Raw genomic sequence first — 24,845 nt, 5'->3', positions numbered from 1 at the left:
ATTGTGCTTCAGGAAAGGTGGCACTGTTGATGAATAAATTCACCTATACACTAAGGAGGGCAACGATGGGAATTTTAAGCGGAAATCCAAAGGAAGAGCCTTTGCATTATGGTGAGGTTTTTGATCTTTGGGCCTCATTATTAGCGGGCAATGGGATGGTTGCAGGTTATCAAACCATGATCAACCATGCAGGAGACGATGATTTAAAAAAGCTATTGGCAGAAGCAGTTGAATTATGCCAGCAGGAAAAGAAACAAGTGGAAGAACTTTTAAAGGAGAATGGGGTAGGTTTACCGCCTGCAGCACCGGAGCCGCCACAAGCATGTTTGGAGGATATCCCAGTTGGTGCTAGAATCCCTGACCCAGCTATCGCTGCAACACTTTCGGCTGATATCGCAGCTGGATTAGTAGCTTTTAGTACAGTGATGGGTAAATCAATCAGGGAAGATGTAGCCATGATGTATGGCCAATTTCATATTCAAAAAGCAGCTCTTGGATTAAAGGTCCTTCGATTAAATAAGGAAAAAGGCTGGCTGATTCCTCCACCGTTGCATCTTAACAAAAATGGTGATTGTTAGAAATCGGATGGAGAATAATCAACAAAAAGGATGAACACTAGTGTTCATCCTTTCTGGTCTTTAATCATTAAGAATTTAAATCTTATAGGCCGGGGCTATGTTCATTTGGCACTTCAGTCAGCTCTGCCTAATAATGTATTACATTAAGTACTTAAGTATCTATTACAAATAATAATTTTTCCAATTCAATTTATCTCCCCCATAATCTAGATATATTTAGTGGAACAATTTCACTTCCGTTTAATCGTTTATGTATTAAAGGATTTTCGAAGGGGTCATAATTTGTACCTTCTTTATCCGAATAACGAGCTCTTACATCAACACCTAAAATTCTTCGTATTTTACTTTTGTAGGTCATGTAATCATCTCCTTAATAATCAATAACATTATTTTCTTTCTGGCTCAAATAAAAATACTTTTTCGTAACTGCCAAATTCCCCCTGTTTTTGTAATACCATTTAAAGGATTTCGAAAATCTAAATATTATTTTTTAAAAAACAAATAGTATAATTAGCTGACTTAAAGGCGGGATAGAATTTTTATGGATTATATTGAACAGATATGCCCGGGGCCACAGGAAGTAAAGAAGGGTTCTGCTAAAGAAGGAGAGAAGAGTGAAATATCAAAACAAAAGTGGGCAATTGTTTCCCTTTCATCTATACCGTTAGTAATGACTTTAGGGAATTCGATATTAATCCCTGTTTTACCCTCAATGGAGAAAAAATTATCGATTTCCTCATTTCAGACAAGCATGATTCTCACCGTCTATTCTATCGTTGCCATCTTTTTGATTCCTGTTGCAGGATACCTTTCTGATCACATAGGGAGAAAAAAGGTGATTATTCCGAGTTTAATTATTGCAGGGATGGGAGGTCTAATTGAAACTTCCAATACCTTTGGAAAAGTGTTGAGTCCTTGGCATTTTCTAATCCAACCGCGATGCGGATTAGTCCTGGACTTATGTGTTCAATCGTTAATTTATCTTCATTATCTCCAAGGTCCGGCGATATGATAAGGCTTTTAAAGGAACCCCAGGATACACCTACTTTAAAAACATTCATTTTGTTAATGATTAATTTTACATTTTTGAAATGTGCCTATTTCAATTCAAAACTCATTAATCCACTATATCCTGTAACTGTATGACTGATATTGAATTTCCCTAAATATTTTAATAGTTCCATTGTGGAATAATAAAAATTACTTACACAAAGTACATGTTCACCACTCTTCACACTATTGATTAAACTAGCACTAATGGCGGCCATGCCTGAGGCAAAGCATCTACGCTCCTCACCGCGCGCTAATGCTACAGAGCCTTTTCAACTGAATTAAATTTAATCATGAGAATTGCTGCAACTATTTCAATACTTCCTGATAGTACTCTTAATAAGGCCATTCCCAAAATGGTAAGTTCAATAAAAATAAACATATTTTCCTCCTAAATGGTTTAACTCCAAAGAGCATAAATCCCCTGATATCCAAAATATAATCCAAACACGATTAATGAAACCCCGGAAACAATGGATATTGCGATTAGACTTTTAACGTTTAGAAGTTTTCGAAACCCTGAGGTAAGCGCGGCAACAAATATATCCCAAAAAGTCAGACCAAGAAAAATCATACTGCTATATAACAAGAGCATTTCGGTACCATTCGTTTGGATGGTCTTGGCTAAAACAGAGCCATAGATCCCTAACCAGAATAAAATGGACAATGGACTTGAAATAGAGAGGATAAATCCTGTTAGAAAGCACTTAAATATGGACTCCTTTTTTCTGCTGTAATTTAAGGTAATAGTATTGGAGTTTTTTATACTCTCTACTCCGGAATAAATGAGAACAAATCCCCCAAATAGCCAGAGAAAGATTTGAAAAATAGGAATATCTAGAAATTGAACCATTCCTAGATAAACCAGCAACATAAAGCATCCATCTGCAATCATAGAACCAACACCAACAATCCAGGCGTGCCAAAAACCATTTTTAATCCCTTTATCTAAGCGGGCAGAATTAACGGGCCCAATCGGAGCTGCTAATGTAAAACCCAAAATAATGTAGCTAATTAAAATGCTTATACTCAAAAAAGATCACTCCACTCCAATTGATTACCTAACTTATACATTTTATGAAGAAAGTTTAGACTCATGTCCAAAAAAAAATTCTGGGAGTGGATTTAAGTTATCAAATTGTGGGAAATCCTTCCCACTCCTATATATAGGCATTTGTTTAGGGCAAATTCAAATATCCAGTCATAGGTTATCCAGGTAAAAAGAAACGTGCGTAGTAATTGGAGGTATATTATTTCATGACCAAGTCCTTTATTATTCCACAGGTATATCAATCAGGTTTAAATATTATCCAAACAGAGAAGGCCATTAAGCAAATTAAGGATTTTTTTGAAAAGAGTTTAGCCGATGCCCTAAATTTAATTAGAGTATCAGCACCTATCCTTTTAAAATCTGGCAGTGGAATTAACGACAACTTAAATGGGGTGGAACGGATTGTATCTTTTCATGCACGAGATGTCCAACATTCCAAATGGAAGTAGTTCAATCTTTGGCAAAGTGGAAACGGATGGCGCTTGCACGGTATGGATTTCCTGTTAATGAAGGACTTTATATAGATATGAATGCTATTAGAAGAGATGAAGATTTAGACAATCAGCACTCCATATTTGTTGATCAGTGGGACTGGGAGACACTTTGGTTTTTTTTTCATGGCATCTAACTAACTATGGGTGTAAATAATAACTTAAGTATACGAGCAAGCTGAAGAGTATTTTTTACAGGATTACTACATAAGGGGAGTTTATTACATGGATTTTTTTATTCCAAAGGCTGGCGGGAAGAGTAAGGGTGGTGAGAAAGGAAATTTAAGCTGGTGGCAGTTGTCATTAATTGGGATTGGCTGTACGATTGGAACTGGTTTTTTTCTTGGGTCAACGATTGGTATAAAAGTAACAGGCCCCTCTATTGTCTTTTCCTTTATTTTAGCTGCCTTAGGGACGTACGTTGTTTATAATTTATTAGCTAAGATGACGGCTGAGGATCCTCAAGATGGTTCGTTTTGCTACTATGCAAATAAAGCATTTGGTCGATGGGCTGGATTTAGCTGCGGCTGGAATTATTGGTGCTCCAATATCTTGATAATGGGGAGCCAACTGACTGCACTTTCAATTCTATCAAGATTTTGGTTTCCGAATGTTCCTCTTTGGCTATTTGCGACGGGGTATGCGATTCTATCTATTATTGTTGTTCTAACAGGTAATAAAGGTTTTGATAAAGTAGAAAATGTATTAGCCATCATTAAAACAGCCGCTATCGTCATGTTTATTATTATAGCTGGTGCTGCCGTGTTTGGCTGGATCCATGGGGGTGTGAAACACCCTGGTTTTCCTCATTCAACAAAAGAACTTTTTCCGGAAGGGTACAAAGGGTTTTGGTCCTCTTTAATCTATGCATTTTATGCATACGGAGGAATTGAAGTTATTGGTCTCATGGCGATGAGGCTAAAAAAGAAAGAGGATGCGCCTAAAGCCGGAATTATCATGTTGATTATTTTAGTCATCATTTATGTGATTTCAATAGGGCTTGCAGTCTATATGGCTGCACATGGAGCATTTACTGAAAAGGAAAGCCCCTTTGTCACGGCATTGGATAAATATCATTTTGCCTTTTTTCCGCATGTATTTAATGCGGCTATTATTTTAGCCGGATTTTCAACTATGACTGCTTCTTTATTTGGGGTAACTACACTTCTTGTGACTCTAGCGGAAGGCGGTGATGCACCATCCTTGTTTTCCAAAAAGCTAAAGAAGTTTAAAGAACTACCACTTCCATCCTTAGGACTGGCCACACTTGGATTAATTGCATCAATTGTCACTGCATTGCTGCTGCCAGGTAAGATTTATGAGTACATTACCACAGCAGCAGGCATTTTAATTCTCTTCAACTGGTCCTTTATTATCATTTCTGCTCTGCATATTTTGGAAATCAAGCTAGGAGGGAAAATGCTAGCTTTCTTAGGATTAGCTCTTATACTAGCTGCAGTAAGTGGTACATTAATGGAAAAGAGTATTCGTATGGGTCTATTTGTCAGTTTATTAGTAGCCGCGATTATTGGATTAATTGCATTTATCATGCAAATTAAGGTATGGAAAAAGGAAAGTCAACTAGGTTAGGAATACAAGAATATCTAAGTGGAAATCCTAAACTCAAATACGAATTGAGGAGATTACTGATGGATATTATCAACCCAATGGAGATAATAAAACCAATTAATTTAAGCACCAAAGAATTAGATGAAACTCAACCTTTGACATCCATAGAAATGGGGAAACTATGGGTTACATATGTTGGAAACAGTATGTCCAGCCAGATTTTAAGTTATTTTCTCCAACATTGTGAGGATCAATATATTCAGACGCTATTAGAAAATGGTTTAGCCTTATCTAAAGACTTTATGCAGAGGATCGAAGGATTTTTTAAGAAAGGTAATTTCCCAATACCTTTAGGTTTGACTGAAGAGGATGTAAATCTTGGTGCCCCTCGTTTATTTGAGGATGATTTCTACGTGCATTATTTAAAATATGCGGCAAAAGCAGGTCTTAGCCTTTATGCAGTAGCAGTTCCATTAGTAATGAGGGAGGATATTAGGGAATTTTTTGTTTATTGCAATCAATGCGCTACCATCCTTTTAGGGCAGATTAATAATGTTTTATTTGAAAAAAAGTTAATTGCAAAACCCCCTATTATCCCTACACCAAACGGAAATGATTTTATTAAAAATCAAAGTTATTTAAAAGGTTTTGTAGGCGGTATTAGGCCATTACATGCATTAGAAATTACACACCTTTACGATAACATTGAGAACAACGCAACGAGTAAGGCATTATTATTGGGATTTCACCAGACAGTTAAGGACGAAAAGATAAAGGATTTGTTTAAACGGGGTTTGGATATGACCGAGAAATCAGTAAAGCAATATATGGAAAAACTTCAAATAGAAAACTTACCCACTCCGTCCTACATAGACCATTTAGTAACAACGTCTACATACCCACCGTTTTCCGATAAAATCATGTTATTTCATAAAGTGGACATGTTCTCCATGAAGATTAGGTCGTTTGGAAACTCATTAGCGGTAAATGGTAGAAGAGACATAGCAATGTTATATGGAAGAACGCTCATAAACATTGGCTTATTTGTCGATGATGGGGCAAATATCTTAATTGAAAAAGGGTGGATGGAATCACCGCCAAAAGCTTTTGACAGGGTTTGATTATCTTTATACAAATCAACATTTTATAGTAAATATCATTTAAGGGGAACAAAGATGAGAATCCGTTTTGGTTATGTGGCGAATGCCCTAGGTTTATGGGATGCCAGCCCTTCAAAAGCTTTAACCTTTGCCCGGTATTCAGCCCTTCCTAAAGACGAGCGAATGGAAAAGCTCAAAGCGGTAACAGCGCTAAATTTACACCATACTAAAAGAATTTTGCATTATAATATTGCGCACGAAATCAAATTATATCGGTTTTCAAGCTCACTTGTCCCCTTGGCCACCCATCCAGAAGTGAAGTGGGATTTCGTAACTCCTTTCAAAAATGAATGGGAAGAGCTTGGACAATTGATCCGCCAATTTCGAATTCGGCCGAGCTTTCATCCTAATCAATTTACACTTTTCACAAGCCCCCGTGCGGAAGTGACTTTGAATGCAGTCAAGGATATGGAATTCCATTTTAAGATGCTCGAAGCAATGAATGCACTGGAAAGAGGAATCATCAATATTCATATTGGCGGTGCTTATGGAGATAAAGAGACGTCTTTAAAACGATTCCATCAGAATATAAAAAACTTACCAAGTGAAATAAAAACGCATATGACACTGGAAAATGATGATAAGACCTATAATGTTGAAGAAACCTTGGTTACATGTGAAAAAGAAAAGATTCCAATGATTCTTGATTATCATCACTATATGGCGAATCAAGGGGAAGTTAACCTTTCCCTTTTTTTACAACGGATCTTTAACACATGGAATACGATTCCAAAGGTCCATATTTCTTCACCAAAGTCAGATCAAGCCTATCGTTCACATGCCGATTATGTCTCTTTGGATTTCATTCTTCCATTTTTGAAAATAGCAAAGGATCTAAATCAAGACTTTGACATTATGATTGAAGCGAAGCAGAAAAACCTGTCGATGTTGCAGCTTATCGAAGAAATCGCCTCTATTCGAGGAGTCAAACGGCTATCTGGCGGTGAGGTGGAATGGTAATTAAAAAGACCGGGGAATGAGGTAAATAAATGACCATCGTACGATTAGGATATGTAGCCATGAGTAAGGAGTTAAAAAACGCTTCACCTTCCCAAACCATGACCTTTGCCCAATTCCAGAAAATTGATGATCGCGTGGCAGCGATTCGGAAATTGGAACGGATTTCGCTGTCGAATTTACAACATACACTCAGAATTTTAAAGCATAATGCTGCATCGGACATTCATTTTTATCGATTAACTTCTCGACTTATCCCACTGGCCAACCATGAAGAACTACTTGATTGGAATTATTTAAAGCCTTTGAAAAACCAGCTGAGGGAAGTTGGTGATTTTGCCAAAGAACACGAAATAAGAATTGATTTCCATCCTGATCACTTTGTTCTTATCAACTCGATGAAGAAAGATGTTTTAAAAAACTCAATTCAAACGTTGAAGATGCATTATTTATTATTTAAGGGGATGGGGATTGATCAAACCCACCGGTGTGTGATGCATGTAGGAGGAAATTATAAAGAGACAGAAACATCACTAGAACGGTTTGTCGATAATTGGATGGTAGTTCCAAGATCAATTCAAAAAATGATTATGCTTGAAAATGACGATACATCATTTACCCTAGAGGATACGCTTTACTTGTGTGAGAAACTGGATATTCCACTTGTGTTCGATTATCACCATCACCTGGCCTATCATCGAAATGCCAATTGGGAAGATCAGTGGGGTCGCGTCATCCAAACTTGGAGGAATTCATCATTACCAATAAAAATGCATATTTCCAGTCCAAAAAGCCAAAAAGCTTTTCGCCATCATGCAGATTTTGTGGACGTGGAGATGTTCTTTCAGTTCCTAACAGGAATTAAGGGCAGCGTTCCACAAATTGATTGTATGATTGAGGCCAAGAGAAAAGATGAAGCCCTGTTTCAATTAATGGAAGAAATAAAAAAGAGAAATGACGTGGAAATCATTGATGGCTCTTCGTTTTACTTAAGATGAGACCGAAGAGCCAAGATTTATGTTGCTTAGTTTTCAAATGAAATTTCTTGTGGTGGTTCACCGTTAAGATTTAAGATACGGATCGTTTCCGGCTTAATTTCCAATAGTACATAGTTGGGATCATTTGGGCCCTCAAACCATTTAGTAAAAGATTCCTCCCAGAATTGATCCTTTAAAGCCTGTGTTTCCTGCAAAAAAGTAGTGCCTAGAATTTCGACATAGGCATCGTTAAGCCCTTTCTCTTCGTAACCCAGTAATACAGAGACGAAGGGGGTTTTTTCAATTTCATTGATTTTTTCCGTGTCTTTTTTGGTTGGTGTGAATAACGTTAAATCCTGATTATAAAAGGACATATATCTAGAATGAGGTTTATTATTTTCAACTGATGACAGAATACCGATTTTGTGATTAGAGATGATGTTAATAATCTTATCTTTTAGTACTTGATCACTCATAGAATTTCCTCCTTTGGTGCTTTGTCCATTGATTTAAATCATTTGGTATCTTTAGGAAACTAATAAGCCATTGATTGAACTAAAAACTTCTTGAACTGCCTCTTTACCCGCCTTTTCCCATCTGCTTTTATCATAAATATACCCGTCTTTATCCAATGGAGTTTGAAATTGATCAAGTCCAGTTGTACCAGTAACAAATGAATTTTCATCATGATCTAGTCCAATATTGACGACATGCTTAATGACAAAAGGTGCTCCAAACTCAACCAAGGTATTAGAATGATCTAAAGCACCGTCTACTACATAAATAGGAACTCTTAGATAAATAGACTCTCCACCGTCACGCCATAATAATGCGTCGAATTTACCCTGGTCATAATCAAAATTACTGCAAAAACTACATCCTAAAGAATGAAAGATATCACGCACTGCCCCAAAATATGCTCTTTTTCCTTCGATTTCTGTTTGTAATTGAATCATTTTTACTTCACTCCTGTACTTAAAGATCATTACCTATTCTTAACCAGGAAATGAATAAAATACCTAGATTTCAATGAAAAATTGGAAATGTAAATATTTATTATGGTCGAATAACAACGGAAATCTTACAAATGCTAATGAACAAAGGAGGTGCTTAAATTGTCTAATCAGCAGCGTAGTAACCGTGAGAAACAAAAAGGGCAATCTGGTACAGGATCGAAGTACCATGAGGAGCATGCAGGAAAAGTGACAGGCTATGGTCAACCTGATCCCAATGCAGAGGGGCTTACGAATATGACTGACAAGCCTTCTTCATAATCAACACTTTTACGCTCTTTTAGCGGCGTTTTTTTCGGTTAGACAATAATGAGAGGACGGTGCTGGTAGTGGAAGTAAATCAGAATGATCACTCCTACAATCCGGGAGACATTGTCTACGTTTTTTATCGTAATCCCCATACACAGGACGTAGCAAATGTGCAGTCGGCAGCCGTTGTAAATAACCCTGAAAATCCTGGTGAATTGGCGATATTTCTATATGAAACCTATTACCCATTAACGAATGATATGGCAGTCTACCAGAGTGAGGCTGAAGCTATGGAGGTCTATGAACAGTATTTTAGCTTTGAATAGAATGGGGAGTACCACATGAATAAACCATTTACACCACAGCTTGTTTACTTTGAACCAGCCGCATTAGAGTATCCGCTTGGAAAGGAACTGAAGGAGAAATTTGAAAAAATGGATGTGGAAATTCGTTATACTACCTCACATAATCAAGTTAGAAACCTTCCTGGAGAAACGGATTTCCAAAGATATCGAATTGCTAAGTCTACCCTAGTAGTGGGGATAAGAAAAACCCTTAAGTTTGATACATCCAAGCCTTCAGCGGAATATGCCATTCCGTTTGCGACAGGCTGTATGGGACATTGTCATTATTGTTATTTACAAACGACGATGGGATCGAAGCCCTATATTCGTACATACGTCAATGTTGAGGATATTTTAGAGGCTGCCGATAAGTATATGGAGGAAAGAGCACCTGAAATTACACGATTTGAAGCATCCTGTACATCCGATATTGTCGGCCTTGATCACCTAACCCATACGTTAAAACGGGCCATTGAGCATTTCGGAAAATCAGAGTTAGGGAAGCTGCGTTTTGTCACCAAATTTCATTATGTAGATCACCTACTTGATGCCAAGCATAATGGAAAGACAAGATTTCGCTTTAGTGTCAACGCAGATTATGTGATAAAAAATTTCGAGCCGGGAACCTCACCATTAGCTAAACGAATCGAAGCAGCAGGAAAAGTAGCTAGAGCTGGTTATCCATTGGGATTCATTGTTGCCCCCATTTACCTTCATGAAGGCTGGGAAGAAGGCTATTATCATTTATTTGAACGACTCAATGAAGAATTACCACTGGACGCTCGGGACGATATTACCTTTGAATTTATTCAACATCGATTTACCAAGCCGGCGAAGCGTGTGATTGAAAAAAATTATCCAATGACAAAATTGGAATTGGATGAAACAGCAAGAAGATATAAATGGGGTAAGTACGGAATAGGGAAGTATATTTATCAGAAAGAGGAAGAAGAGGATATTAAGAGTCATCTTTATTCCTACATGGAAAAGTTTTTCCCTAATGCCAAATTGGAATACTTTACGTAAGAGGTATAAATTACCATTAGCTATGACACACGATCTTTCAATCGAAAAATTGTGTGTTTTTTTTTTATTAGATTAGACCACTCTTTAGTAACTATTAGTTTTTTAGGTTCATATATTTAAGAGTCTTACATACATTTAGACTATAACCGTACAAGCTATATGATTGTATAGGTGCCAATCAAAAAGTAAGGGTTTGAATTGAAAGGGGAAAAAGCAGATGGAACTCCTACAACAAATCATAAATAGTTATAGTGCTTTTTTTTCACTTGAGACATTAGAGAATGTCGTTTCGGATCCAGCTAGCTGGGGAATTATTGGAACCCTTATTATTCTAGAAGGATTATTATCTGCTGATAATGCCCTTGTCCTGGCAGTTATGGTAAAGCATTTGCCAAATGAGCAACGGAAGAAAGCCCTATTCTATGGAATTTTTGGCGCCTATTTTTTCCGCATTGTGGCCATTGGTTTAGGGGTTTCACTCATTAACATTCCTTGGATTAAAATTGTCTGCGGTCATTATCTTTTGTGGATTGTCTTTCAAAACTTTTTTCAGAAAAAGGAGGAGGAAGATGATGTTCAAAATAAGAAAATGGGATTCTGGCGGACGGTGTTAACCGTGGAGCTCATGGACATTGCCTTTAGCTTTGATAGCGTAATTGCGGCATTTGGCGTTTCTAATCAAGTATGGGTATTATTCCTCGGAGGTGTGCTGGGTATCTTAATGATGCGCGGGGTCGCCCAATTATTCTTGACATTGATTGAAAAAATTCCCGAATTTGAAACAACTGCATTTTTACTAATTGGCGTGATTGGTGTAAAAATGATCATCGCTGCTTTCGGCTTCCATATGGATGAAATTGTATTATTTAGTATTTTAATCGCCGTTTTCTTAGGCACATTCATCGTTCACTTTTTCAGGAAAAATTCTGGAAATGAAAGAACCTTGTAAAGGGAACTCTGAGTGAGTTCCTTTTAATTTTTCAAATATTGAAGCGTTCAATTCTAATTAACATAATTCAAACGATTTGAATATATAAATACACAAAAGAATTTTTCTCAGGGAACAACTAGATGAACTGCACACCTACAGGAGGAAAATATGCATTATTTGTCTGTATTATTAATCGGAATTGCGGCTAATCTTGATAATTTAGGAATAAGCGTGTCATATGGATTCAGGTCAATAAGAATCACATTTGTTTCCAATTTAATGATCGCGACCGTTTCCATGATATGTGCGTATCTTTCCATTATTGCAGGGGAATTTATCTCTCAATTTATTTCTATAAGAACGGCTAATGTAGCTGGTGGTTTGATCATTATTTGTATTGGAATCAAATGTATTATAGATTCATTCTCTGCTCAAGAATCTCCAAGTGAAGTTAAAGTTGATTCTAATTTTTCGCATGTTATTACTCATCCGGATTCAGCAGATGTAAACGATGATAAAGTTATTTCTGTAAAAGAGTCAATTTTTTTAGGATTTGCGTTAGCGATCAATTGTTTAGCAATGGGATTAGGGGCAGGAATTACGGGAGTTTCTCCTGCTTTAACCACATTGTCAATTGGATTATTTTCCTTCCTATCCATTTGGAGTGGAATAAAACTTGGAAGTAAGATTTGTGGTATGAACATTGGCAAGTACTCTAATAGTGTTGCAGGATTCTTGTTAATCATGATTGGGGTTTATGAAATGATTATATAAAAAATCTTATTAAAAAAAGAGGTAGTTCCTTATAACGGAGGGTTCGAAATTGGCGTGTAAACCGATCCTGGTTTTGGCACGCCATTTTTTATTTGAACTGGCTGAATTTTAATAACGTCTTTAAATGCTGATCCTTCAACTAACTGTTATAATTAAGAATAAATCATTGATAGTCATGTCTTTTGATTAGTAAATTTAAATGGATGTCTATTTCTTGTAAGCATTGAATGAGGTGGTATTCGATTTTGAAAAAACTATTTTTTCTATTCATATGTGTTTGTGCCTTTATGTTTCTATCGGAAAAAGAGTTGATTCCTTCTATTGATCAAGTAAAAAACTTTTTAAACTTAAATAGTCTCCAATTATCTGATCAAGAAAATCAAGAAAATGAAACGAAAGAAGCCAAAGTGACGGAGCAACCACCGGAGGAATCCACCCCGGTATCATCAAATGCAAACTATCAGCCTACGGAGATCCAGACCTATCGGGTCACGGTAGAAAATGGCACGCTGGTAATTACAGGAAAACCCACTGAATATGGAAAGTTCAATAAAGCAAATGGAGTCATTTTATATATTCAAGAAGTGCGGGCACATAAGGACACAACAATTAAAGTTCCATTTACCAACGGAAAAATTAATTATGCCTATCCACTGACCTATACTGCAGGGGATGTCATTCTTAATTTGGACGAATATTACGCTGGGAAGGAAAACGATCCGAATAAAGTTTTGGGCTATGCCCAGTATACCTTAACAGATAGCAACCCTTATTTAACCCCAAGTTATATGGTGCAAAGTAATGATCCGGCGATTCTCGCTCTTGCCCAAAACATTACGAATGGGAAACAATCAGATAAAGATAAATCGAGGGCTATTTTTGAGTGGGTCGCAAAAAATGTTGCCTATAATGCACCGCTTGTAAACGCAACAAAGCCGCCCATTTATTCTGCCGTCCAAACCTTTCAATCTCGTAATGTCCTCTGTACTGGCTACGCTCATTTAAGTGCGGCGCTTCACCGGGCAGTTGGCATTGAAGCGAAGGTTTCCTACGGTGAAAACCATGCCTGGAATGAAATTATGCTAGACGGTGCGTGGCAGTCCGAAGATCCAACCTACGGCTCGGGATACATTAACGCCAATACCCATAAATTTGTCCGAAACTATCAACCTGCCTATTTTTCCAAAACGGATAAAAATAAGGAAGGGGAGTATCCGTGGTAAATAGAAGAGGATATTAGAGACTTATTTTGTGTTAAATTGTATTTAAAATTTTATTTAATTGCTTGTCATAGGTTTATTGGGAGGATTATAAAAATGAGGGAAATTGAAAGCAAAGATATACAAACATGGAGAGGCAAATATCCTTTACTAAACAGGCTCATTTCGATGGAGGAAGTATTTTGGATTAATCCTACTATTGAAAAATTTCAAACGGGAATGAACAAATCTCCCCTTACTCAAGAGGATGCAAGGGATGCAGAAGAAAGATTGAAACGTTTTGCTCCATATATCGCCAAGGTTTTCCCTGAAACAAAAGGAATGAATGGAATCATAGAATCTCCTTTGGTGAGGATTCCTTCCATGAAGCAATCGTTAGAACAGAATTATCATCAACCAATACTAGGGGAATTGTTACTCAAATGTGATAGTCACCTTCCGATCTCAGGATCGATTAAAGCAAGAGGCGGGATTTATGAAATTCTCAAACATGCAGAAGAATTAGCTTTTCAACATCAAATGTTAACGATTCAAGATGACTATTCGATTATAGATAGTGATAGGTTTCGATCCTTCTTTTCACACTATTCCATCGCAGTAGGCTCAACTGGAAATTTAGGACTTAGTATTGGCATTATCAGTGCAAAGTTAGGTTTTAAGGTGACTGTCCATATGTCAGCCGATGCAAAGCAGTGGAAAAAAGACTTACTTAGAAGCAAAAATGTCAAAGTTATTGAATATGAGGCTGATTATAGTAAAGCAGTAGAGGAAGGTCGAATCCAAGCAGATCGTGACCCAACATGTTATTTTGTAGATGATGAAAATTCTCACGACCTATTTTTAGGATATGCAGTGGCAGCATCTCGATTGAAGAAACAATTAGAAGAGCTAGAAATAACAATAGATGAAAATCATCCTTTGTTTGTTTACCTTCCATGTGGAGTAGGCGGTGGTCCTGGAGGTGTAGCTTTTGGTTTGAAATTATTATATCAAGACCATGTTCACTGTTTCTTTGCAGAACCTACCCACTCACCATGTATGTTACTCGGTTTAATGACCGGACTTCATGATAAGGTTTCTGTACAAGATGTTGGTATCGATAATGTAACAGATGCGGATGGACTTGCTGTAGGAAAGCCATCTGGGTTTGTAGGGAAAACGATTGAACCCTTTTTAAGTGGTAATTATACGGTCAGCGATAACCAGTTGTATAAGTTGCTAAAAGAACTAGTTGATACAGAGGGGATTCATTTAGAACCTTCTGCACTTGCAGGCATGATAGGACCAAGTAAATTATGTAAAGAGGGCATCGATTATTTACAAAAGCATAATTTAACGGAAAAGATGAGTAAGGGTACACATATTATTTGGGGTACTGGTGGAAGCATGGTTCCTGATGAAATGAAGACACAATATTATCAAAAAGGATTGAAATTAGCTCTAGAGAAATAGTACTTGTAAGGGGAGATAAGAATGCAAAATGAAGGATATATAGAAGTAACTGGAGGCAAGGTATGGTATCAATTATTCGATGAAAATGGCGGGGGCACGCCGGTTATCATCCTGCATGGTGGGCCGGGCTCATCCTCTTTTTCGCTTCAAGGTTTAAAAGCCCTCGCGAAGGATCGTCCTGTGATTTTATACGATCAATTAGGTTGTGGAAAATCTGACAGACCAACGGATACCTCTCTTTGGCATGTCGGCCGTTTTGTGGAGGAATTAGCCCAAATAAGACAAGCACTAAAGCTTGACGAAGTACATATTTTAGGTCATTCCTGGGGGACAACGCTTGCAGCTGCATATTGTTTAACAAAGCCAAGCGGTGTGAAAAGTATTATTTTTTCAAGTCCCTGTCTAAGTGCCCCGTTATGGGAGCAGGATCAAAAGCGAAATCTCAAAAAACTTCCTCTTGATGTACAGGAAACGATTAAACGCTGTGAGGATAATGGGACGACAGATTCAGAAGAATTCGAAGCAGCGATTGAGGTATTTAGTAAGCATTTTGTTAACAGAATGGAGAAGCAACCGGAATGGCTGGAACAAAAACCTTCAGGATATCGTAATGCTGAAATTTATAATATCATGTGGGGGCCATCGGAATTTACCGTACTTGGCAATTTGAAGGAGTTTGATTGTACAACACAATTAAAGGATCTCGCTTGCCCAGCTTTATATACGTGCGGGCGGTTTGACGAAGCAACACCCGAAACAACACAACTTTACAGCAGTCTGACTCCTCATTCGAAATTCCATGTGTTTGAAAAAAGTGCGCATATGCCGTATATTGAGGAGCCAGAAGAGTATGTAACGATCATGGGGGAATTTCTTCAATCCATTGATATCCAAGGAAAATAAGGTAACCTTGAAAAGGAGCACTTCGCATGATGCGGCTGCGCTCCTTTTTATTTGGCAGGATTTCCAATTTGATCAGGAAATAAAGGATTATCAGGGTTTTTGTCGAATTATAAATAAAACTAATTTCCTATTAAGTGGGGTTTTTTATGAACAGGTCGGGCCAGATCATTCTAGTATTTATTTCAATAGCCTTTACCACCTTCCAAAAGATATGGGACCAGCATGCTTTTTTTACGTTAGACTTTTTTATTTTTACTAGCATTGCCTGGGTTGTTGGCTGGCAATATGATAAAGCACGATATTTTGAAAAAAAGGCACGCTCCAGCGAAGAAAGCTATAAGCAATTAATCGATTCTTTGCCGGAGCCAGTTTATATTACACGAAATCATCAGTTTCTTTATGCTAATAATGCCGCTTCAAGTATGATAGGAGCTGCTAATAAAGAGGATATCATCGGTCTGAACCTTTTCGATTTTATTGTGCCGGAATATAATGAACGAATGCTGGAGCGATTTAAGCAAATAAAGAAAGAGAAAAAACCGGTAAGTACAATCGAATATAATGCAAAACGTTTAGATGGATCCACGTTTTTCTTTGAAGTTACTTCGTTGTTTATTATGTTTGGCGGGTCAGAAGCGATCCTATCAATTGGTAAGGATATCACGAATCGGAAGGAAGAAACGGCTCGTCTGCTGCAAAAGTCTGAAAAACTGGCATTGTTAGGACAAATGGCGGCGGGTATTGCCCATGAAATTCGAAACCCGCTTACTTCCATAAAAGGATTCATTCAGTTATTTAAAGTGAGCCAACAAAAAGAGGAATACTTTGATATTGTATTGGCGGAGCTTGAACGGATTAACGCCATTGTTGGTGAATTCCTTGTACTTGCCAAACCGACTGCCGCTGTTTATGTCGAACAAGATGTAAAAGTATTAATAAAAGATGTTATTACCTTAATGAGCACACAGTCCATATTAAACAGTGTCGAAATTTTTGTTGATTATGACCATGACTTGCCGATGATTAGTTGTGAAGAAAATCAATTAAAGCAGGTTTTTTTGAACCTATTAAAAAATGCTATGGAGTCCATGCCTCACGGTGGAAATATTCATATTATTGTTCTTAAAAAAGAAGAAGGAACAATATCTATTAAAATCATTGATCAGGGAATCGGTATTCCAGAAGAACGAATTTCTACACTAGGCGAACCATTTTATACAACAAAGGAAAAAGGAACGGGTCTTGGTCTCATGACTTGCTATAAAATAATTGAAGGTCATAATGGTGTGTTAACGATTCATAGTACAGTGAACAAAGGTACAACAATTGAAATTATTTTACCTACAATCACACAGCCGTTATTGAAAAAAGAAGTCATACTTGTTTAGCCCGGGCTGAAAAATATCAGCCATTTTTAATGCGTTCTTTAAAAAAAGTTGGATATAGGAAAATAAATTTTGCTATAATGATAGAAGTGTAAAAATTAATTTGTAAAAAAAAGGAATTCATTCATCAAGGATCGGACACAGGAGGTTTATATGGGGAAAAATAGGTATGTATTCTGGGGGCTTGTTATTACAACCCTTATTTCGGCGCTAGATGCCAATATTATGCAGACAGCAAGTCCAACGATTGTGAAACAACTCGGCGGCATGGAATTGTTTGCCTGGATTTTTGTTGTTTATATGTTAGCGAGTACTGTTACTGTTCCACTATACGGAAAATTATCAGATATGTATGGCCGGAAAAAGCTGTTAATGATTTCGGTTGGCCTGTTTACACTTGGCTCGATTCTTTGTGGAATCGCGAATTCTATGGAGATGCTGATTGTGTTTAGAGGCATTCAAGGGCTTGGAGCCGGCGGGATGGTTCCGCTTTCCATGATCATAGTTGGGGATTTGTTTACGATTGAGAAGCGTGGGAAGATTCAGGCGGTATTTAGTACGATTTGGGCAATATCCTCCATTGTGGGCCCCGTTTTGGGTTCCTTTTTCGTTGAGGCATTGACCTGGAGATGGATTTTCTTTATCAATATCCCAATCGGTATTGCCACAGTGTTTTGTTTGATTCCTTATCAGGAAAAAGCTGAATTTAAAAAGACCCATATCGATTATAAAGGATTCTTCCTTTTTGGGTTTTCGATTACACTTTTACTGTTGTCTACCAATGTGAGTCATGGATTTTGGTACATCCTTATTGGAATTATTGGCATGATCGCCTTCCTATTAGTCGAAAGGAAAGAAACAGAGCCGTTTCTCCCTGTGTCATTATTTAAAAACAGAGGCATTCTCATGACTAACCTGTTCATGTTGTTTTACTGCCTATCATTTTTCGGGACATCAAATTTTATTCCGTTGTTTTTACAAGAAGGTAAAGACATGAGTATTTATAAAAGCGGACTCATTCTATTAAGTATTGCTCTCGGATGGTTGTTTGGCAGTACCCCGGCAGGAGGTTGGATCATCCGCTTTGGTTACAAAATCTTGTTTATAATCGGCAGTTTTATCACGACTATTTCAGGGGTAGCACTCTATTTATTTATTCAAGATATTTCCTATATAGGATTGTTTTTGATTTTGACGATACAAGGGGTTGCTTTCGGTTTGTTGTTTGCGGTGGGCACAATTGCCTCTCAGGAATTTGCAGAATCTCATATCAAGGGGATGTCGACGTCGCTGCAAATCTTTTTAAGAAACATTGGGACATCAATTGGAGTGACCATCATGGGTCTGCTCATCAATCATGCAGTAAACATTTCCATTGGCATGAAAAACGTTTTCCTTTATGCCCTTTGTTTGAGTTTAATAACAATTGTATTGAGTTTTCTCATCCCTGCAAAAACAGATGAGTTACGTAAAAGCCAATCATAGACATTCATATTTACTGACGAAAAGACTGGACGTGTGTTCGGTCTTTTTTCTTTGGGAAGGTTTATGCAATATGAGAGGGGCATATTGAGAATACTATTTTTAAACAAAGATTTTCGTCGAAAGAGGTTTGCGATTTGGGTAAAAAGATGCACACGTCACCGTCAATATTCAAGTTTGTAAAGCAGGCACTAGAAATTAAAAAGAATCCTTTTCCATGGACAAAAGCGATTTGCGCCGGCTTTTGTGCGGCAATCCCGGCCCTCATTGGGTTGCTTAACGGAAATTTAGCGTATGGAATGCAGGCAGGGATTGGGGGTTTTACCTATCTCTATGTTTTTAATGAGCCATATGCACAGAGGGCGAATAAATTATTTTGGGTGATGGTTGGGCTGAGCCTATCGGTTGGTATGGGAACGATGCTTGCTCCGTACCCATTGGTATTTGCATTAATGGTCGGAGTTATTGGAGCAGTAGGGACATTTATTTTTGGAGCGTTGAAAATTCCGGGGCCAGCAGCAGTGTTTTTTGTTTTATGTTTTTCCATGACTTCAGGGATGCCGATTAATCCTGCCCTTGCCCCGTTGAGAGCGGGTCTGGTTTTATTGGGCGGGCTGCTTTCATGGTTAATTGGAATGGTTGGTTGGCTTTATCATCCACATGCACCTGAAATGAGGGCTGTAAAAAAAGTATATTCAGAACTAGCATGCTTTTTAGAATCCATCGGTACGAAAAACTATAATCAAGCAAGGCATCGAACCGTGATGCAGATGAAGGATACGGATGATATTCTTTTGGCTGGATACATTTCATGGCGAAGTAAGGAATTGTTCAAGCGGTTAATCTTGTTAAATAATCACGCCAATACTATATTTATGCATGTCATGGAGCGCTTTTCTGAACAAAGCGGAAAGCTACCCCCCGAAATAGCAGCAGCTGTCAGGGGGATTGTCCATTCAATCGATCATAAAATGAACACGCGATTAAATTTTCGCCTCCCTGAAGAAATGGATGATGACATCTACCAATTATTTCGCAAAATCTTTGATGCTGACGCCATAATGAATGAGCCTGTTTCGAAAATCAATCAAGAAATTACCATTTTCAAGCGTCCATTAACTACTCTATTCGGTGGTGCTTTTGACAAAAACTCGATAGTCTTTCTTTCTGCCGTTCGCTATGGAGCAATCCTTACGATTGCGGCGATTGTTGCGTATTCATTTGATTTTTACCGATCCTATTGGATCCCGTTATCCTGTGCTGCAGTTATGCTGGGTTCTACCATTATGTCTACCCTTCATCGCGCAATCCAGAGAACTTTAGGGACAATCATAGGAATTCTGGCAGCGAGCATCATTCTTTCGGCAAAACCCCAAGGAATTTTAATTGTGTTCATCATCTTTGTACTGACAACCTTGACTGAGCTTTATATTGTAAGGAATTATGCGCTTGCTGCCATGTTCATCACACCAAACGCCTTATTAATCGCTGAAAGTTCGACACACTTACATAAGTTGTCCATTTTTGCAACAGCACGAATAACAGACGTGTTAATTGGTTGCTTTATAGGGCTGCTTGGTACTTATTTAACAGGAAGAAGGTCCGCTTCAAGCAGGCTGCCACATGCCATGGCTAAAACCATTCGCAGTCAGATGCAGTATTTTCAGGTGTTATTTTCAGAACAAAGCAAGGGCTTTTCTTTAGAAAAGATCCCTGCACGTACCAAAATGCACACGAATTTTGATAATTTAAAAATTATCTATAAAACAGCTTTAGGGGAATTCCCGAACAATAAATCAGCTTTAGGGGAATTATGGCCAGCCATTTTTTCAATGGAACAGTTGCGATTTCATCTTGATGCATGTTTGAAAATGCGTAACCGGCCAATTCTTCCGGATGAAAGCCTCGCCCAAATATTATTCGTCTTTGAATCAATGGCAAGTGCAGTTGAGAATAAACAAACAGTAGTTCGGAAGAAGGTACCTGAAATACAGGGATTCTCAAAAATCCAAAAGGAAATCGTCGATTTGCAAAACGCTTTAGGGGAGAAACATATCAATAAAACAGAAACGAAAACGATCTCTTAGACCTGTAGGGTTATGGGGCTCGATATAGAGGTGAATGGGTTGAAAGACCAAGGATTGGATTTTTTTCTTGAGCTTAATAGGATTGAATATGTTGCGCCAAAGGTAAATAGGGGGATCCAAATTGTCTTTGTTATTAATGATGTATTAACAGTGGAAACGAATCGCCGCTTTTATTCATTAGGTGAGAATGATTTGCTGCTGCTTAATCGCAATCAACTGTATCAATTTCACGGTACGAAAGACAATTGCGTACTATTGTTAACCATTACGGATTCCTTTATCGACCGCTTTTATCCAGAGTATCACATTCGCAGGTTCAAATGCTTTTCTCAGGAAGTTGAAATGGGTCGGGAATTAAAGGTTGATAATATTAGGAAATTACTGGCGGAAATGATGATTACCTATTTAAGAAGAGAGGAAAGCTATAAGCTTGAAATTCAAGGGAATATCTGTCAAATACTAATCATTCTTATTCGTAATTTCAGCTTTGAAGGAACAGCTTTTGAAAAAATCGATACAGATGATCAACGGTTAACACAAATCATTGATTATATGGAAAGAAATTATGAGCAGCTGATTACGTTAGAGGAAATGGCGCAGAAGACGTTTCTATCAACCGCTTATTTATCCCGCTATTTTAAACAAAAGATGGGGATGGGTTTCAGCCGATTTTTAATGAATATTAGACTGAAGCACGGTGTAAAGGACTTACTTTATTCAGCGGATTCTATTTCTCAGATTGCGATGAAGAATGGATTTCCAAATATAAAATCATTTACGAATCTTTTTAAAGAGGTCTATGGTGTCACACCTCACGAATATCGAGAAACACATTCCGCAGAACAACAAATGGACTCCGTCAACCGCTATAATTTGAATGATTCGGAAACACTAATGAAGTCTCTAGATGTTTTAACTAAGTTAGGGATGATCCTTACAGCTGACGATAAAATGTATGTTAATACGGAAACACGCTATGAAGAATTGTCAATTGAACTTACCCGAGAAAAACAGGGATTGATCGATCTTCCGGAAAACATCCTGATGATTAGTGAATTAAAGGAATTATTAAAAGAAGATGTGCGTTCGCAGGTGTTAATGGTGAAAGATGAATTAGGATTAGGCTTTATTGGGATTCGCCATTTGGTGAGTGGGACAACCATTCTTCCCTCTGTGGAAACGGATGAACGGGTTGCCACAACCTCGTCTTACTTCAACATTAATGGAGCATTAAATTTTATGGAAAAACATAATCTATCATTGTTTGTGCGGGTAGATTATCAAGAAATCTCCAAAGACCAAAAACAGTATTTCAGTAAGCTAGCCAAGTTATTACACCATTGTTTGCAGGTTTATGGAGAACGGTATCTGTCTAAATGGCATTTCATGTTTTATGAACCGTATTTTACCGCGGTGGAGTCCAATAGCTTACAGCAGGTCTACTTGAAATTATACCGCCTCCTTAAACAGCATGTACCGGGAATTCAAGTCGGTGTATTTCTGCCATTTTCTTTTTATGATGAAAAAATTCCGAAAGAGCACATTTGGCAAGTAAAAGAAGGGGATCACATTGACTTTATCGGCTATCATGCAAACCAAAATGAAGTGATTGATTTTACCGAAATGGGTGATGATCGCTTTTCTTTGGCTAAGGAATACATAGCGGATACAACTAATAAGGTAAAAGGATTTTTAAAGCAGCATCAGATTGATAAACCGCTGTTTCTCGTATCGTGGAATACGCTTTCCGGAAATACACGCTATACAAATGGCACGTTTTTCCGCGGTGCGTTAGTGTTAAAAAATGCCTTGGATTTAGCCAATAAAATCGAATCGCTAGCTTTTTGGATAAATACTGAATTACATGAAGAGGATAAACAGAATCTAAGGATCCGTCTTGAAGGGTTGGAATTATTTCATTATTTTAAAGGAAAGCGTCCCGCCTATTATGCGATGTTATTTGCGAACAAACTGAAAGGAGAGGTAGTGGCAAAGGGCCACGACTATCTCATGACGCAAACGAATCGGGGCTACCAGCTGGTTCTCATGAATTGTAATTATGTAAATCCGTACTATTCAATTGAGGAAGCTTTTCTTCAAAAGCTAAATAAAGATATTCGCGTAAAAATTTCTGGAATACAACGAGGAGAATATCAGGTGCGTAAGTATATTTTTGACAAAGACAATGGGGCATTGTACACAAATTGGTGGAAATTGAGTAGTAAATATGGAATGGATGCTGAAATTATTGATTATATTACCCGTTCCAGTCATCCTTCATTAGAACTATTTGATGAGTCCATTGATGATGAATGGGTGTTTTATTCCTATATGACGACAAACGCTATCCATTTTTTCGATATCCGCAAAGCAATTGAGTTTTCAGATTAGTCATTGATATGTTTCCGTATCAATGGCTATTTTTTGTCCAAATATGAGTTAATGTCAAAAATCAACGTCATTTTTTAGCGATAAAAGACGTGCTGTTAAAAAATTGACCAGAAATACAACAAAACTAAACAAGAATTGACTCAGTTTCATGTGATGATTTTTCTATAATAAGTGTATGAACAAGATATGAGTTAACCGTTATCTTCAAAAGAATATATATATTTCAGATGAATTGTAGAGGTATTTTATTCAAATACTTAATGTAGGTTTTATTAATAATTATTTTAGTTAACGGTTAACAAATAAAACATATTGGGGGGTTCAACCTTGGAAACAGGTTACAAAGGTACAAATAAAATGATAACAGGAATTGTGTTTGGTGTGATTACATTTTGGCTATTTGCACAAGCAATGGTCAATGTGGTTCCTGCTGTTCAAAAAGATTTGGGTATTTCACTTGGAACGGTGAACATTGCCATTAGTTTAACGGCTTTGTTCTCAGGAATGTTTATCGTTGCTGCTGGTGGACTTGCCGATAAAATTGGGCGTAAAAAGATTGCCTATACTGGTTTTATTTTGAGTATAGTGGGTTCACTTTGCCTCGTTTTAGCTCACGGGTCCGCATTGCTAATTATTGGACGTATCATTCAAGGTCTTTCAGCTGCATGTATTATGCCCTCAACCATTGCATTAATGAAAGCTTATTTCGAAGGGAAAGATCGCCAGCGTGCTCTTAGTTTCTGGTCTATCGGTTCTTGGGGCGGATCAGGGGTTGCCTCTTTTGCCGGTGGTGCAATTGCAACCTATATGGGTTGGAGATGGATTTTCATTTTTTCTATCATCTTTGCTCTTATTGGTATGTTTCTACTGAAAGCCACGCCAGAAAGTAAACAAGAATCTACAGGCGCTTTTAAATTCGATTACACTGGCTTAGTTATTTTTATCATTACAATGCTTGCTTTGAACGTATTTATTAATTACGGAGCAGATTTAGGATGGGCAAGCCCGCTTACAATTGGCCTACTCATTGTCACAATCATAGGTTTGATTGTTTTCATCAAAGTTGAAAAAAGGAAAGATATCGTACTGATTGACTTTGCTGTATTTAAAAATAAGCCTTATACTGGTGCAACTATTTCCAATTTCTTGCTGAATGCGATTGCTGGTACACTAGTTGTAGCGAATACGTATGTACAAGTAGGTCGTGGATTTAATTCATTCCAATCAGGTATGCTATCACTTGGTTATTTAGTAGCAGTGCTTGCGATGATTCGTGTCGGTGAGAAAATATTACAAAAGGTAGGCGCCAAATTACCAATGATTTGGGGTGCCTTGATTACGACAGTCGGTGTGGCAATAATGGGCTTAACCTTCTTACCGGACCTTACTTATACGATCGTCGTCTTTATTGGATTTGCCCTATTTGGACTTGGACTTGGATTATATGCAACTCCATCGACAGATACATCTGTATCTAATGCTCCTGCTGATAAAGTCGGTGAGGCAGCTGGAGTTTATAAAATGGCAAGCTCACTTGGCAGTGCATTCGGGGTCGCGATTTCTGCAACTGTTTACGGTGCAATCGCAGCCAATGGAAATCTTGAAACAGCTGCTTCAATAGGTATTATCGTAAACGTAATATTCGGTATACTTTCAATATTATCTATTATCTTTATGGTACCAGGAGATGCCGGTAAAACATCTACTGCTCCTACAAAATCAAAGGCTACCAGCCAACGTCCTATTACGGAATAA

At 37.7% G+C, this 24,845-nt stretch carries 22 protein-coding genes and 4 pseudogenes; 20 read left to right on the top strand and 6 right to left on the bottom strand.

The annotated features are described in order from the left end of the window. The first annotated feature begins 65 nt into the window (after nucleotides 1-65). Nucleotides 66-578: a DUF3231 family protein gene (locus BABA_RS06955; RefSeq protein ID WP_007084442.1), complete on the top strand. Its 513-nt coding sequence runs from the start codon at nucleotides 66-68 to the stop codon at nucleotides 576-578. 190 nt (nucleotides 579-768) lie between these two features. On the opposite strand, the gene BABA_RS27670 is transcribed toward BABA_RS06955, so the two are convergent. Beyond that, nucleotides 769-936, bottom strand: coding sequence for a hypothetical protein (locus BABA_RS27670; RefSeq protein WP_162829836.1), 168 nt, complete (start codon nucleotides 934-936; stop codon nucleotides 769-771). A gap of 183 nt (nucleotides 937-1,119) precedes the next feature. Here BABA_RS27670 and BABA_RS28350 point away from each other — a divergent pair. Next, nucleotides 1,120-1,458: pseudogene (locus BABA_RS28350) on the top strand (MFS transporter); the annotation flags it as partial. A 217-nt stretch (nucleotides 1,459-1,675) separates the two neighbouring features. Here the strand turns inward: BABA_RS28350 and BABA_RS27235 are convergent. The 3 genes and pseudogenes from BABA_RS27235 to BABA_RS06940 form a co-directional block, all read right to left on the bottom strand. After that, a pseudogene (locus BABA_RS27235) lies at nucleotides 1,676-1,876 on the bottom strand (PLP-dependent transferase); the annotation flags it as partial. A gap of 14 nt (nucleotides 1,877-1,890) precedes the next feature. Next, nucleotides 1,891-2,010: pseudogene (locus BABA_RS27230) on the bottom strand (DUF2619 domain-containing protein); the annotation flags it as partial. An 18-nt stretch (nucleotides 2,011-2,028) separates the two neighbouring features. Next, the gene (locus tag BABA_RS06940) at nucleotides 2,029-2,661 is read right to left on the bottom strand and encodes a LysE family transporter (RefSeq protein WP_007084438.1); all 633 of its coding nucleotides are present in this window, start codon (nucleotides 2,659-2,661) and stop codon (nucleotides 2,029-2,031) included. Between the two features lie 224 nt (nucleotides 2,662-2,885). Here BABA_RS06940 and BABA_RS28485 point away from each other — a divergent pair. From BABA_RS28485 to uvsE (BABA_RS06915), 5 genes and pseudogenes are all read left to right on the top strand, one after another. Further along, a pseudogene (locus BABA_RS28485) lies at nucleotides 2,886-3,307 on the top strand (aspartate--ammonia ligase). 88 nt (nucleotides 3,308-3,395) lie between these two features. Further along, nucleotides 3,396-4,760, top strand: coding sequence for an amino acid permease (locus BABA_RS06930; RefSeq protein WP_007084435.1), 1,365 nt, complete (start codon nucleotides 3,396-3,398; stop codon nucleotides 4,758-4,760). 59 nt (nucleotides 4,761-4,819) lie between these two features. Beyond that, complete coding sequence (locus BABA_RS06925; RefSeq protein ID WP_007084434.1) at nucleotides 4,820-5,860, top strand: DUF3231 family protein; 1,041 nt, start codon at nucleotides 4,820-4,822, stop codon at nucleotides 5,858-5,860. Nucleotides 5,861-5,914: 54 nt separating this feature from the next. Beyond that, nucleotides 5,915-6,859: a UV DNA damage repair endonuclease UvsE gene (gene uvsE, locus BABA_RS06920; RefSeq protein WP_007084433.1), complete on the top strand. Its 945-nt coding sequence runs from the start codon at nucleotides 5,915-5,917 to the stop codon at nucleotides 6,857-6,859. 29 nt (nucleotides 6,860-6,888) lie between these two features. Further along, nucleotides 6,889-7,854 (top strand): UV DNA damage repair endonuclease UvsE, encoded by a 966-nt coding sequence (gene uvsE, locus BABA_RS06915; RefSeq protein WP_007084432.1) that lies wholly within the window; start codon nucleotides 6,889-6,891, stop codon nucleotides 7,852-7,854. A 26-nt stretch (nucleotides 7,855-7,880) separates the two neighbouring features. Here uvsE (BABA_RS06915) and BABA_RS06910 read toward each other — a convergent pair whose 3' ends face one another. Together BABA_RS06910 and BABA_RS06905 are read right to left on the bottom strand one after the other, a co-directional pair. Continuing rightward, nucleotides 7,881-8,309 (bottom strand): pyridoxamine 5'-phosphate oxidase family protein, encoded by a 429-nt coding sequence (locus BABA_RS06910; RefSeq protein ID WP_007084431.1) that lies wholly within the window; start codon nucleotides 8,307-8,309, stop codon nucleotides 7,881-7,883. 51 nt (nucleotides 8,310-8,360) lie between these two features. After that, a complete protein-coding gene (locus BABA_RS06905; protein ID WP_007084430.1) occupies nucleotides 8,361-8,789 on the bottom strand; it encodes a YugN family protein in 429 nt (142 codons plus the stop codon). A gap of 159 nt (nucleotides 8,790-8,948) precedes the next feature. Here BABA_RS06905 and BABA_RS27225 point away from each other — a divergent pair, with 159 nt between their 5' ends. The 13 genes from BABA_RS27225 to BABA_RS06845 all read left to right on the top strand — a co-directional run bounded on the left by BABA_RS27225 (nucleotide 8,949) and on the right by BABA_RS06845 (nucleotide 24,845). After that, nucleotides 8,949-9,107, top strand: a complete 159-nt coding sequence (locus BABA_RS27225) for a hypothetical protein (protein WP_157273130.1) — start codon at nucleotides 8,949-8,951, stop codon at nucleotides 9,105-9,107. A 68-nt stretch (nucleotides 9,108-9,175) separates the two neighbouring features. After that, on the top strand, nucleotides 9,176-9,421 hold the full coding sequence (locus BABA_RS06900; protein ID WP_007084429.1) for a transcriptional regulator SplA domain-containing protein: 246 nt from the start codon (nucleotides 9,176-9,178) through the stop codon (nucleotides 9,419-9,421). 15 nt (nucleotides 9,422-9,436) lie between these two features. After that, nucleotides 9,437-10,465, top strand: coding sequence for a spore photoproduct lyase (gene splB, locus BABA_RS06895; RefSeq protein ID WP_007084428.1), 1,029 nt, complete (start codon nucleotides 9,437-9,439; stop codon nucleotides 10,463-10,465). A 217-nt stretch (nucleotides 10,466-10,682) separates the two neighbouring features. Then, a complete protein-coding gene (locus BABA_RS06890; protein ID WP_007084427.1) occupies nucleotides 10,683-11,414 on the top strand; it encodes a TerC family protein in 732 nt (243 codons plus the stop codon). Nucleotides 11,415-11,564: 150 nt separating this feature from the next. Then, entirely contained in the window at nucleotides 11,565-12,170 is a 606-nt protein-coding gene (ytaF, locus tag BABA_RS06885; protein ID WP_007084426.1) for a sporulation membrane protein YtaF, read from the top strand. Nucleotides 12,171-12,415: 245 nt separating this feature from the next. Next, nucleotides 12,416-13,393 carry a transglutaminase domain-containing protein gene (locus tag BABA_RS06880; protein WP_007084425.1) on the top strand — a complete coding sequence of 326 codons (978 nt, stop codon included), beginning with the start codon at nucleotides 12,416-12,418 and terminating at the stop codon, nucleotides 13,391-13,393. A 93-nt stretch (nucleotides 13,394-13,486) separates the two neighbouring features. Next, a complete protein-coding gene (locus BABA_RS06875; RefSeq protein ID WP_007084424.1) occupies nucleotides 13,487-14,842 on the top strand; it encodes a D-serine ammonia-lyase in 1,356 nt (451 codons plus the stop codon). A gap of 21 nt (nucleotides 14,843-14,863) precedes the next feature. After that, a complete protein-coding gene (locus tag BABA_RS06870; protein WP_007084423.1) occupies nucleotides 14,864-15,745 on the top strand; it encodes a proline-specific peptidase family protein in 882 nt (293 codons plus the stop codon). 146 nt (nucleotides 15,746-15,891) lie between these two features. Continuing rightward, nucleotides 15,892-17,133, top strand: coding sequence for an ATP-binding protein (locus BABA_RS06865; RefSeq protein ID WP_007084422.1), 1,242 nt, complete (start codon nucleotides 15,892-15,894; stop codon nucleotides 17,131-17,133). A gap of 150 nt (nucleotides 17,134-17,283) precedes the next feature. Then, nucleotides 17,284-18,615: an MDR family MFS transporter gene (locus tag BABA_RS06860; RefSeq protein ID WP_007084421.1), complete on the top strand. Its 1,332-nt coding sequence runs from the start codon at nucleotides 17,284-17,286 to the stop codon at nucleotides 18,613-18,615. Between the two features lie 134 nt (nucleotides 18,616-18,749). Continuing rightward, on the top strand, nucleotides 18,750-20,699 hold the full coding sequence (locus BABA_RS06855; protein WP_007084420.1) for an FUSC family protein: 1,950 nt from the start codon (nucleotides 18,750-18,752) through the stop codon (nucleotides 20,697-20,699). Between the two features lie 30 nt (nucleotides 20,700-20,729). Continuing rightward, nucleotides 20,730-23,090 carry a helix-turn-helix domain-containing protein gene (locus BABA_RS06850; RefSeq protein ID WP_235749601.1) on the top strand — a complete coding sequence of 787 codons (2,361 nt, stop codon included), beginning with the start codon at nucleotides 20,730-20,732 and terminating at the stop codon, nucleotides 23,088-23,090. A gap of 357 nt (nucleotides 23,091-23,447) precedes the next feature. Beyond that, nucleotides 23,448-24,845, top strand: coding sequence for an MFS transporter (locus tag BABA_RS06845; protein WP_051186019.1), 1,398 nt, complete (start codon nucleotides 23,448-23,450; stop codon nucleotides 24,843-24,845).

This window comes from Neobacillus bataviensis LMG 21833, assembly GCF_000307875.1.
Classification (GTDB): Bacteria; Bacillota; Bacilli; order Bacillales; family Cytobacillaceae; genus Neobacillus; species Neobacillus bataviensis.
Note: the sequence above shows the minus strand (reverse complement) of the source record. Positions and strands in the feature narration are given on the sequence as shown.